This window comes from Pantoea sp. SGAir0184, assembly GCF_043544755.1.
This window is the reverse complement of record NZ_CP028050.1, coordinates 1,878,480-1,890,756: the sequence shown is the minus strand read 5'-3', so window position 1 is coordinate 1,890,756 and position 12,277 is coordinate 1,878,480. Positions and strand designations below refer to the sequence as shown.

Sequence of the window (12,277 nt, the reverse complement as noted above, 5' to 3'; positions counted from 1 at the left end):
AAAGCGCACTATGGCATTCGATTTTGATCAAGGGATAGACCGTCGTCACAGCGATAGTTTGAAATGGCACAAATATGGTGATCGCGATGTGCTGCCTTTGTGGGTTGCCGACACCGATTTTCGCTCGCCGCCGTGCATCATTGAGGCCATTAAACAGCGTGCCGACCACGGTGTTTTCGGCTACGGCGCGACGCCGCACGGTTTGATTGATATCACTATTTCCCGCTTAGCCCAGCGCTATGGCTGGCAGATTGAGCCGGAATGGATTGTGTTGCTGCCGGGCGTGGTGAGCGGACTGAATTTATCGGTCCGGGCATTTACCGAGTCGTCGCAGAGCACCGTGGCTCCGACGCCAATTTATCCGCCGTTTCGCGCGGCGGCGCGGCTGGCGCAGCGCGCTCAGGTCAATCTGCCATTGCAATTGCAGCAGGATCGCTGGGTGATGCAGCTGGATGACAGCCAGATGCAGGGCAACGAGCGCCTGCTCATGCTGTGCAATCCGCAGAATCCGGGCGGCACCGTCTACCGCCGGGATGAGCTGGAGGCGCAGCTGGCCTTTGCCCAACGCCACGATTTGCTGGTGTGCTCTGATGAAATCCATTGTGACCTGCTGTTAACGCCTGGCGTACAGCACATTCCGTTTGCCTCGCTGAGTGAAGACGCCGCCCAGCGCAGTATTACCCTGATTTCGCCGTCTAAAACCTTCAACATCGCCGGGCTGGGTGCGTCCATGGCCATTATCCCTCATCCCGAACTGCGGAAACGCTTTAAGCAGGTGCGTGAAGGCATCGTACCGGGTGTGGATATTCTGGCGCTGGTAGCGGCGGAAGCCGCATGGCGCGGCGGTGATGCATGGCTGGCGGACCAGCTGGTTTACCTGCGCACCAATCGTGACTGGCTGGTGCAGCAGGTGAATGCGCTGCCGGAACTCAGCATGGTCGCGCCAGAGGCCAGCTACCTCGGCTGGATTGACGCCAGCCAGCTGGATGTCGCCAGCCCGGCGCTGTATTTCGAAAAACACGGTCTCGGTTTCTCGCCGGGCCGTGATTTCGGCGACGATCGCTTCGTGCGCTTCAACTTTGGCTGCACGCACGCCACCCTGCAGCAGGCGGTATCGCGCCTGCTGCAGGCGGTGGCAGCACGGCGCTAAGCCTGTTCGCTGGCAACGATCTCCTCCAGCCGCCACGGATGAAACTTGATGGTAGTTTGCCCGTCCGTCACCGCTAAGGTCGGATTGGGCAGACGTTCATTTTCACCCTGCGGCGTGCTGGTTTTAAACGCGATGCCCGGCTGCGTCAGCGCCTCGTCTGCCAGCAACGCCATCGCACGCATGCCCAGCGTTTCCGGCTCGCCGCGCAACACAATTTCCACATGCTCCCAGCCTTCATGGCGATACAGCTTCTCACCGGGCCACGGCAGCTCGATCACATCCACCTGCCAGCCCGCGATCCGCAGCGGCTGATGCAGCTTAAACAGGCAGATCGGCCGTCCGTTGATCATCGCTTCGGAAAACTGCTCGCCGATTTGCAGTAACCCGGCTTTCCAGCGTTCTGCCGTGGCGAACTGGTGACAGCGCACCGCCACGTGGTCCGCCTCATGCTGCGTGAGGTCAAGGCCGAGGCGTGCCGCAAAATGTTGCAAAGCCTGTTCAAATCGGGACAGGTCTTGTTTTAAGTCACTCAGTTCTGAAGGAAAATCCAGATTCATACGTTAAATACCTCAAACTCAGTTCAGATCTTTTAATCAATAAAAAAACAGGGCTGCCGCAGCTTTCGCTTGACAAAATGCTCGGATTCATCCGATTTCACGCCAAAAACCTTCAAAAACCGCATAAATCGCCCCTCTCTTTCGGATTAATCGCGTAATCAGGTCCACACGTTACTTTATAAAAGTGCCTTAACCAACTGTTATTATTAACAATAGTTAATACAATGAGATAACTCTTATTTACCCGTCAATCAATTGCAGTAGCTGACCCTTTCTTATAAATTTGGGTTTCACAACTACAAGGAATGGCCCTATGTCTATGCTCATTGTTGTCGCGGTCCTGATAGCCTTGATGGGATTTGCAATTTCCCGCCACTGGAAGGTGCGTGAAGACAAAAGCGTTAAAAATCCCCGTCGCCACCCGCGCCGCCGTTAACCGGCGCGCGGGCCTGCGTCCACCGGCAGCCATAACCGATTGCTGACGCACCCCAACATTTCACGTATACTTCCCCTCTTATTTTTTCCGTCCCGACACGCACGCGGGATGACGACATCGGCTCGCCCTCAGCTGGCGGGCCTTTTCAGCATATGAAGGTAACGCGGTGAATATTCAGGCTCTTCTTTCCGATAAAGTCAGTCAGGCGATGGTGGCGGCAGGCGCACCGGCCGATTGCGAACCGCAGGTTCGTCAGTCTGCAAAAGTGCAGTTCGGCGATTACCAGGCGAACGGTATCATGGCCGTGGCGAAAAAGCTCGGTCAGGTGCCGCGCCAGCTGGCTGAACAGGTAGTTCAGCATCTGGATCTGGCTGGTATCGCCAGCAAAGTCGACATCGCCGGTCCCGGCTTTATCAACATCTTCCTCGACCGCCAGTGGCTGGCACAGCAGGCCGCGCAGGCGCTGCAGCTGCCACGCCTGGGCGTCAGCGAAGTGACACCTCAGACTATCGTGATTGACTACTCGGCGCCCAACGTGGCGAAAGAGATGCATGTCGGTCACGTGCGATCCACCATCATCGGTGATGCCGCGGTACGCACCCAGGAATTCCTCGGCCATCACGTCATCCGCGCTAATCACGTCGGTGACTGGGGTACACAGTTTGGCATGCTGATCGCCTATCTGGAGAAGCAGCAGAACGAGCATCATGAAGATATCGCGCTGGCCGATCTGGAAGCCTTCTACCGCGAAGCGAAACGCACCTATGACGAAGACGAAGCCTTCGCCGAGCGCGCCCGCGGTTACGTGGTGAAACTGCAGGGTGGCGACGAATATTGCCGCGCCATGTGGAAGAAGCTGGTGGATATCACCATGAGTCAGAACCAGCAGGTGTATGACCGCCTTAACGTCACCCTGACGCGTAAGGATGTGATGGGTGAAAGCCTGTATAACGACATGCTGCCGGGCATCGTCGCCGATCTGCGCGAAAAAGGGCTGGCGGTGACCAGCGAAGGCGCCACCGTGGTCTTCCTTGATGAGTTTAAAAACAAGGAAGGTGAACCGATGGGCGTGATCATCCAGAAGAAGGATGGCGGCTATCTCTACACCACCACCGATATCGCCTGCGCCAAATATCGCTATGAAACGCTGCATGCCGATCGCGTGCTGTACTACATCGATTCCCGCCAGCATCAGCATCTGCAGCAGGCGTGGACCATCGTGCGCAAAGCGGGCTACGTGCCGGAGTCGGTGCCGCTGGAGCACCATGCGTTCGGCATGATGCTGGGCAAAGATGGCCGTCCGTTCAAGACGCGCAGCGGTGGCACCATCAAACTCTCCGATCTGCTGGATGAAGCCGTTGAGCGCGCCCATGCGCTGGTCAGCGAGAAGAATCCGGAGATGAGCGCGGCAGAGCTGAAAGAGCTGGCGGAAGTGGTCGGCATCGGCGCGGTGAAATACGCCGACCTGTCGAAAAGCCGCACCACCGATTACATCTTCGACTGGGACAACATGCTGGCGTTTGAAGGCAACACCGCGCCGTACATGCAGTATGCCTACACGCGTGTGCTCTCGGTATTCCGTAAAGCGGGCATTGAGGCAGACAGCCTGCACGGTGATATCATCCTGACTGACGAGCGCGAAGCGCTGCTGGCGACCCGTCTGCTGCAGTTTGAAGAGACCATCACCCAGGTCGCGCGCGACGGCACGCCGCACGTGATGTGTGCTTATCTGTACGATCTGGCCGGTCTGTTCTCGGGCTTCTATGAGCACTGCCCGATTCTCTCCGCCGAAGAGGAAAACGTACGCAACAGCCGTCTGCAGCTGGCGGCGCTGACGGCGAAAACCCTGAAGCAGGGGCTGGATACGCTGGGCATCAAAACCGTCGAGCGAATGTAAGCCTAAAAAAACCCGCTGCGGCGGGTTTTTTATTGGCTATTGGCTATTTGCTATTGGTAATTAACCATCACTTCACTGCTCACCACCCGCAGGCCGGGCGGCAACGCGCCCTGCCCCTGAAATCCGAAAGCCAGATGCAGCGTTTCATCGGCTGCCACGTTGGCGAGGCCGCGCGTGCTGCCGCTGGCACCGTCCAGCTCCACGCAGCGCTGACTGGCACACAGCCGCACGATCAGACCTGATGGCGCCGGACGGCTCAGCGTGTAACGCCAGTTCACCAGCGAAATAGTCCCTGCAGCCGCCGAAGGCGCTTTGAGTGCCGGCGACAGCAGCCAGTTGCCGCGCACGCCAAGGCTTGGGCCGCTGGCGCTGGCCTGCCACGCACCGCTGGCGGCTTTGCCCGTTAGCGGCAGCGCCAGCAGCGCCGCCAGCAGCCATGAGAGCGTCACGCGGCGCATTATTTGCCGCCTATGGTAGCAGTCATGCGGATCTGCCGGTTATCGGTCAGCTCCATATTGGACAGCACCACCAGCTGCGGCAGGTTGCGGCGCAGGAAGCGCGCCAGCAGCGCCCGCAGCGGATGGTTAACCAGCAGCACCGGCGGCGCACCGGTCATCTCCTGCTGCTGCAGCGCGGCCTGCGCCTGCATCAGCAGTCGATCGGCAAGACCCGGTTCCAGACCGCCACCACCCTGCAGCGCCTGCAATAGCAGACGTTCCAGCGTGGCATCCAGTCCAATCACCTGCACTTCGCCGTTGCCCGGGAACCACTGCTGGGTAATCGCACGGCCCAGCGCGACGCGTACCACGCTGGTCAGTTCCTGCGGATCGTTCTGCACCGGCGCATGTTCGGCCAGCGTTTCGATAATGGTGCGCATGTCACGAATCGAAACGCGCTCGGTCAGCAGATTTTGCAGCACTTTGTGCAGCGTGGTCAGGGTGATAACGCCTGGCACCAGATCTTCCGTCAGCTTTGGCATCTCCTGGGTGACGCGGTCCAGCAGCTGCTGCGCTTCCTGACGCCCAAACAGCTCGCTGGCGTACTGGCCGATCAGGTGATTAAGGTGGGTAGCCACCACGGTACTGGCTTCCACTACGGTGTAGCCCTGAATCTGTGCCTGCTCTTTCAGCGCGCTGTCGATCCAGATGGCCGCGAGGCCAAACGCCGGGTCAACCGTCGCTTCACCCGGCAGCGTGCCCGCCGCCGTGCCCGGGTTGATCGCCATCCAGCGTCCCGGATAAGCATCGCCGCTGCCAATCTCCACGCCCTTCATCAGGATGCGATAGCGCGCCGGCGGCAACTCCATGTTGTCACGAATGTGCACCACCGGCGGCAGGAAGCCGACCTCCTGCGCCACCTTTTTACGGATACTGCGGATACGCCCGAGCAGCTCGCCGTTTTGCAGATGATCGACCATCGGAATCAGGCGATAGCCCACTTCCATACCGAGCGAATCTTCCAGCTGGACGTCGGTCCACGAGGCTTCGACCGTGGCCGGCGTCTCCTGCGTTTTCACCACGCTGGAGGCTTCACTTTGCTTCTTCGGCTGCATTTCGCGACCGCGCAGCCACCAGGCCAGGCCGAGCAGCGCCGCGGTGAACAGCAGGAACACAAAGTTCGGCATGCCGGGCACCAGGCCCAGCAGGCCAATCACGCCGGCGCTCAGCATCAGCACGCGTGGATTGTTAAACAGCTGGCCCACCATCTGTTCGCCGACGTCCTGATCGGTGCTGACGCGGGTAACGATGACACCGGCAGCGGTAGAGATCACCAGCGCCGGGATCTGCGCCACCAGGCCGTCACCGATGGTCAGCAGCGTATAGGTTTCCCCGGCGTGGCCGAGATCCATACCGTGCTGCACCACGCCCACCAGCAGGCCGCCGATTACGTTGATCACCATGATCAGGATGCCGGCGATGGCGTCGCCGCGCACAAACTTACTGGCACCGTCCATTGAGCCGTAGAAGTCCGCTTCCTGGGTCACCTCGGTGCGCCGGCGTTTGGCTTCGTCTTCACCAATCAGGCCGGCGTTCAAATCGGCATCGATCGCCATCTGCTTGCCGGGCATACCATCCAGCACGAAACGCGCGCCCACTTCGGCGATACGTCCGGCACCTTTGGTGATGACCATGAAGTTGATGATCACGAGGATGATGAACACCACGATACCAATGGCGAAATTACCGCCGACGAGGAAGTGACCAAAGGCTTCAACCACACGCCCGGCGGCATCAGCCCCCGTATGCCCTTCCAGCAGGATGATACGCGTTGAGGCGACGTTCAGCGCCAGACGCAGCAGCGTTGAGAACAGCAAAATGGTCGGGAAGGCAGCGAATTCCAGCGTGCGCTGGGTGAACATCGCCACCAGCAGCACCATGATGGACAGCGCAATGTTGAAGGTAAACAGCAGGTCAAGGATGAACGCCGGCAGCGGCAATACCATCATCGACAGGATCAGCATGATCAGCACCGGACCAGCCAGCACCTGCCATTGCGTGTCTTTAAAATTGCCCGGTAAACGCAGCTTTTCGGCCAGATTAGCCATGGTTGGTGTTCTCTCCTGCAAAGTCCATCTCTGCCGGGACCGGCAGATGTTTTGGTTTGTTTGGAATCAGGCCGCCTTCAAGCTTCCAGCGTCGCAGCTGCCAGACCCACGCCAGCACTTCGGCCACGGCGGCATAGAGCGCGCCGGGAATAAACTGGCCAATTTCCGTATGACGATAGAGCGCACGCGCCAGCGGCGGCGCTTCCAGAATTGGTACGCGGTGCTCTTTAGCGATTTCACGAATGCGCAGGGCAATGTCACCGGCGCCTTTGGCAATCACTTTCGGCGCGCTCATCTTGCCTTCCTGATACTGCAGCGCCACCGAGTAGTGCGTCGGGTTAGTCACGATGACGTCCGCCTTCGGCACGTCGGCCATCATGCGGCGGCGGGCGGCGGCACGCATCGCCTGGCGGATACGCCCTTTAACGTGCGGGTCGCCTTCGTTCTGCTTGTGTTCATCGCGAATTTCCTGGCGCGTCATGCGCAGCTTTTTGAAGTAGCTGTAGAGCTGCCAGAACACATCAAAGCCAACCATCGGGATCAGTCCCAGCATCACCAGCGCACAACTGATGGCGGTCATCGACAGGCCATGCTGCAGCGCATTCACCGGCGATTCGCTCATTAGACGCAGCATCTCCTGCCAGTGACTCCACAGATACCAGCCGGCCACCAGCGCCACCAGCACCGCTTTGAGAATTGCCTTCACCAGTTCCGCCCACGTCTGACCGGAAAACATGCGCGCAATGCCCGGTAACGGGTTGAGCTTTTTGAAATCGAATTTGATGGATTTTCCGCTGATGTTGATTCCGCCAAGAATCATCGGCGCGGCGATGGCAACGATCACCAGCCCGGCCATCAGCGGCAGCAGCGCGATCACCGCCTGCATCACCAGGTTGCCGATGTGCGAGACGATAATTTTATCGTCGTTGACCATGCCGTGGTCAAAGCGGAAGCCGGTGGCCACCATGCTGGCCAGCCGTTGCGCCATATTGTGGCCGCCCAGCCAGATGATCAGCAGCCCGGCCAGCAGCATCAGTACCGAAGTCAGCTCGCGCGAACGCGGAATCTGCCCCTCCTGCCGTGCTTTCTCAAGTCGGTGGGGGGTGGGCGATTCTGTTTTGTCCTCGTTGCTCTCTTCAGCCACGACATACCTCAGCTGGCAGGAATTCTGAGCATAGGATGCCAAAACCCTTCGGGTCTAAAGCGCGGATTAAGCGAGAAAAAGATGGGTTTATTTAGCCATAAGTGAAATCAGAACCTGCGCTAACCTGGTGCGGGCCAATCACCAGCGAACGGTTCCGCGACCTTTGCTGCGTAATACGGGTTAAGTGGCGCAGCCAAGCAAAAGCCGTGCCGGACTGGCTGGGTTACTAACGCAGCTGCGCCCGGAAATTCTGAAAATCATAAAATTGTTTCGCCGCGCAATCTTTTTTTACCCAAAAAAATAGATAAATCTTATTTACCAATTCCCCTAAGCACCATCAGGGGGCAAATGTCGCGCCGCACGCCAGCCGCGCTTGCTTACGCAAATAAATTAATGCAGCTTATCTATCGTCCCAGCCAGAACGATCGCGGCGTGCCGTTAAGGCGTTTTTTCGCCCGGTAGCACGGGATTTGCGGCGGTGCAATGGTTTGAATTCTCAAAAGTCTTAGGTAGACTTAAGTCAGCACTATCTTTATGTAATTTGACTGTTTTTTAGTGGCCTTCTCACTGCATAATCTGCGCGCCCGCTGAGTGTGTGCCGGATACAACTCTGCAGCGATACTGATGAAAATTTGAGGATCATGGTGAATAAGAGTCTCTTGCTAACGCTGCTGGCGGCTTTAACGCTGGCGGGATGTAAAGCGCCTCCACCGCCCGTGACGGATGACACCCTGGTCACCAGCGAAGTGAACGGCGTAAAACTGGTTCATCGTCATGCAGTGGCAGCACCCGGTGAATTTACCCCGGTGAATGAGAGCTTTCGCGCGCTGTATGCCGCCTCTGTGATGACCCTGCCGGATTACGGCGGCAAAGTGGTGCGTTATCTGGATAACGCCCAAACCTTTGAGGTGCTGGGTCGCGTCGAGCACAACTGGCTGGCGATTGCAGAAGAACCCAGCGGTCAGCTGATTGGCTACGTGCCCCCCAAAGCTGGCGTGGAGAGCAGCCGCTATGATGCCACGCTGCGCAGCGACCGGCCGCGTCCCCGTCGTACTAAACAGGTCTGCGTGGCCGTGGGCGGCGCCAGTAAAGCATGCCGCACCAATGATACCGCGACCTGGATCTTAGACTGATGATGCAATCCGGCGCATATTGCCCGCAGCACACTGCTGCTTTGCGGGCTAACCGTTCCGTTATTGCCAGGATAATCGAGATTTAATGACTCAGGACTCCCTTGCCCGCGATGGCATTGTCGCGGGCAACGATAACCTTTTGCTGAATGCCGCAGCACCGATTCTGAATGCCGTCGTGCGTATACGGCAGGCGGCGACGCACGACGATCCCGCCGGCCTGCGTCAGCTGCTGATTGAAGAGATCCGCCAGTTCGAGCAACGCTGCAAGCAGGCGGGTTTACCGTTTGAGATGATCATCGGCGCACGCTACTGCCTGTGTAGCGTGCTGGACGAAGCGGCGGCGCAAACTCCCTGGGGCACGCGCGGCGTCTGGTCCGGCAACGGCATGCTGGTGACCTTTCATAACGAAAGCTGGGGCGGCGAAAAAGTGTTCCAGCTGCTGTCACGCGTGTCGCAAAGCCCGCAGCAGCATTTATGGCTGCTGGAAGTGATTCACTACTGCCTGCTGCTGGGCTACGAAGGGCGCTATCGCGGCAGCGACAGCGGACGCGCACAGTGTGAAGGCATCCGTAAACGGCTGGCGCAGCTGATTGCGGAAACCCGCCCGGCACCACCACCACCGCGCGCGCCGCTGGTGGAAGTGCATCCGCTGGTCAGCACCCTGACGCGACCAATGGTGCCACTGTGGGCCTGCGTCACGCTGGCTACGCTGATTGCCTGTCTGATCTACAGCGGGCTCAACTGGCGGCTGGGCAATGCGGCCGAACCGCTGCTGCGCGCCATCTATCAAACCCCGCTGCCGCAAATCATGCCGGGGCGCCGCCCCACCTCACCGCAGGCGCTGCTTGATCTGCATCAGCGTCTTAACGACGTGATTGCCGCAGGCCAGCTGGAAGTGAGCGATGGTGCCTTTGGCAGCAAAGTGATCATCCCTGCGGACAAGCTGTTTGCGCCGGACGGTACGGTGGTGAACCAGGTTGGCCGCGCGCTGCTGGCGCACGTGGCCAGCGCGATGAAGACGGTAAAAGGCACGGTGCTGGTATCGGTCTATACCGATAATCGTCCGGTGGATGGCCGTTTCGCCTCCAGCTATGAATTCTCCTTCGCCCGCGCCCGTGCCGTTACGCAACTGCTGAATACGCAGCTGGCGGACGGTCACAGCGTTAAAGCCGAAGGCCGCGGCGACAGCAATCCGCTCTTACCCAATGACAGCAATGAAAACCGCGCCCGCAATCGCCGGGTGGAGATCACCCTGTTTGCGGCACCGGAAACCCTCGGCAATCATCAGGGAGGCCAGTGATGCGCGCATCACTCCAACATCTGTTAACCCATCGCCTGCTGTGGGGCCTGATTGGCGTCACGGCGCTGAGCTGCGTGCTGTGGATGCTCGGTCCGCTGTGGAGCTGGGGCGATACCCGTCCACTGGAGCCGGTATTCCCGCGCCAGCTGGCGGTCGGTCTGCTCTATTTCTGCTGGGTGCTGTTCCAGTTTATTCCCGCCATCTGGCGCGGCTGGTTTAACAGCAAGCTGCTCAATCGCCTGCAGGAGATGAGTCACGAAGAAGCGTCCGATCGCCAGGCGACCGAGACGCTGCTGACCCAGCGCTTCAGCGAAGCGGCGCTGCGGCTGAAACGCACCCAGTTTGGTCGCCGGCATCAGAAAAGCTGGCTGGCGCGTTTTCAGAGTCACTATCTGTATCAGCTGCCGTGGTACGTGATGATAGGCGCGCCCGGCGCCGGTAAAACCACCGCGCTGCTGAATGCTGGTCTGGAGTTTCCGTTAACTGACAGCCTCGGCAAAGAGGCGGTACGCGGCGTCGGCGGCACGCGTCACTGCGACTGGTGGTTCACCGACAGCGCCGTCTTAATCGACACCGCAGGCCGTTACGCACTGCAGGAGAGCCAGCGCGCGCGCGACGGCGCCGAGTGGCATAACTTCATTAAACTGCTAAAGCGCTACCGCACGCGCCAGCCGATCAACGGCGTGATCATGACCATCAGCGTGGCCGACCTGCTGACCGATTCCGCCGAGGCACGTCACGCCCAGGCCAGCGCGCTGCGCGGCCGCATGGTCGAGTTGCATCAGCAAACCGGCATTCACTTCCCGGTGTATGTGATGGTCACCAAAACCGACCTGCTGAAAGGGTTTATGAGCTTTTATGGCAACCTGAGTAAGCCGCAGCGCGATGCCATCTGGGGCTTCACCTTCCCGTGGGAACCGGGCAAGCCGCATAAAGATGACTGGCACCGCAGCTTTAGCGAGCGCTTTCAGCAGCTGGAGCAGCGTCTGCAGCAGCAGCTGGCCGACGTTATGGCCGGCGAGCGCGATCTCACCCAGCGCGCCGACAGCTTCCTGTTCCCGCAGGAGTTCAGTTCGCTGCGTCCGTTACTCAACGAATATCTCGACGTGGTGTTTTCCCGCCATCAGGATGAGATTGCCTGGTCGGCGCGCGGCCTGTTCTTCACCAGCGGTACCCAGGAAGGCCTGCCGTTTGACCGCATCATGGGCGAACTCAACCGTAAGCTACAGCTGCCACATACCGGCGAGTCGAGCCTTGCCGCGTGGGACAGCGTTAACCGCAGCAATCCGATTCCGGGTACCAAAGGCCAGAGCTTCTTTATTCGCGACCTGTTAAGCGACCTGGTGTTCCGCGAAAGCGGCCTCGCCGGCAGCAACCGCCACTGGGAGTATCGTAACCGGCTGCTGCACTGGATCGGTTACGGCGCGCTCACCGGCGCGCTGGTGCTTCTCTCCGGTTTATGGCTCACCAGCTACGTGCAGAACCAGCGTTATCTCGATCAGGTCGCGGCGCGTATCGGGCCGATTACCGCGCAAAGTCAGCAGGTTATTCATCAGCCAGCCGATAATATTTTTGATCTGCTACCCTTCTTAAATAACCTGGTGAAACTGCCGCTGTCGGCGCATTTTTCTCTCGACAATCCACCGCTTACCATGCGCGCTGGACTGTATCGCGGTAACCAGGTGAGCGATGCCGCATGGGTGCTTTATCAAAATGCGCTTAAGTCTTTACTGCTGCCGCGCGTGGCCCAGCAAATTACCAACCTGCTGCGTGACGATCCCGGCACCGACAATGACTACAGCCGCAATGCGCTGCGCGCTTATCAGATGCTGTATCAGCCGCGTAACTATGACGGCGAATTTCTGCGCGGCTGGCTGATGCAAAATCTGCAGCGCACGCTGCCGGACAATGTCAGCGCGCGCGATCTGCAGCAGCTTGACTGGCACCTGAGCCAGCTGCTCGATCAGCAGATTCAGTCGTCGCCTTATGCGCGCGACAATGCGCTGATGATGCGTAAGCTTGCGGAAAATCTGAAAAATGCCGGTCAGAATGGCCGTATGCTGGCGGTTGCGCCACACACCGTATCGCAGCGATTGACCGGACACAGTGAGTAAT

The 12,277-nt window shown here is 59.1% G+C and carries 10 protein-coding genes; 6 read left to right on the top strand and 4 right to left on the bottom strand.

The genetic code is table 11. The annotated features are described in order from the left end of the window. Positions 1-10: 10 nt before the first annotated feature. Positions 11-1,150 (top strand): MalY/PatB family protein, encoded by a 1,140-nt coding sequence (locus C1N60_RS08730; RefSeq protein ID WP_059009773.1) that lies wholly within the window; start codon positions 11-13, stop codon positions 1,148-1,150. On the opposite strand, the gene C1N60_RS08725 is transcribed toward C1N60_RS08730, so the two are convergent. Further along, complete coding sequence (locus C1N60_RS08725; protein ID WP_058757503.1) at positions 1,147-1,707, bottom strand: VOC family protein; 561 nt, start codon at positions 1,705-1,707, stop codon at positions 1,147-1,149. The two genes, C1N60_RS08730 and C1N60_RS08725, sit on opposite strands and share 4 nt — an antisense overlap. A gap of 313 nt (positions 1,708-2,020) precedes the next feature. On the opposite strand from C1N60_RS08725, the gene C1N60_RS08720 reads away from it, so the two are divergent. Continuing rightward, on the top strand, positions 2,021-2,143 hold the full coding sequence (locus tag C1N60_RS08720; protein WP_007889544.1) for a hypothetical protein: 123 nt from the start codon (positions 2,021-2,023) through the stop codon (positions 2,141-2,143). 166 nt (positions 2,144-2,309) lie between these two features. After that, complete coding sequence (gene argS, locus C1N60_RS08715) at positions 2,310-4,040, top strand: arginine--tRNA ligase (protein WP_031280190.1); 1,731 nt, start codon at positions 2,310-2,312, stop codon at positions 4,038-4,040. A 50-nt stretch (positions 4,041-4,090) separates the two neighbouring features. On the opposite strand, the gene C1N60_RS08710 is transcribed toward argS, so the two are convergent. Genes C1N60_RS08710 through flhB form a run of 3 tightly spaced genes read right to left on the bottom strand, consistent with a single transcriptional unit; the run spans position 4,091 to position 7,729 of the window. Then, a complete protein-coding gene (locus tag C1N60_RS08710; protein WP_394521663.1) occupies positions 4,091-4,498 on the bottom strand; it encodes a flagellar protein FlhE in 408 nt (135 codons plus the stop codon). Continuing rightward, a complete protein-coding gene (flhA, locus tag C1N60_RS08705) occupies positions 4,498-6,585 on the bottom strand; it encodes a flagellar biosynthesis protein FlhA (RefSeq protein ID WP_021509954.1) in 2,088 nt (695 codons plus the stop codon). Before flhA ends, C1N60_RS08710 begins: the two co-directional genes overlap by 1 nt. Then, entirely contained in the window at positions 6,578-7,729 is a 1,152-nt protein-coding gene (flhB, locus tag C1N60_RS08700) for a flagellar biosynthesis protein FlhB (protein WP_394521662.1), read from the bottom strand. Before flhB ends, flhA begins: the two co-directional genes overlap by 8 nt. Before the next feature lie 641 nt (positions 7,730-8,370). Here flhB and C1N60_RS08695 point away from each other — a divergent pair. From C1N60_RS08695 to tssM, 3 genes are all read left to right on the top strand, one after another. Next, positions 8,371-8,862, top strand: coding sequence for a hypothetical protein (locus tag C1N60_RS08695; protein WP_021509952.1), 492 nt, complete (start codon positions 8,371-8,373; stop codon positions 8,860-8,862). Positions 8,863-8,947: 85 nt separating this feature from the next. Next, positions 8,948-10,162 (top strand): type IVB secretion system protein IcmH/DotU, encoded by a 1,215-nt coding sequence (gene icmH, locus C1N60_RS08690; RefSeq protein WP_394521661.1) that lies wholly within the window; start codon positions 8,948-8,950, stop codon positions 10,160-10,162. Then, positions 10,162-12,276 carry a type VI secretion system membrane subunit TssM gene (tssM, locus tag C1N60_RS08685; protein ID WP_394521660.1) on the top strand — a complete coding sequence of 705 codons (2,115 nt, stop codon included), beginning with the start codon at positions 10,162-10,164 and terminating at the stop codon, positions 12,274-12,276. Before icmH ends, tssM begins: the two co-directional genes overlap by 1 nt. Position 12,277: the final 1 nt, after the last annotated feature.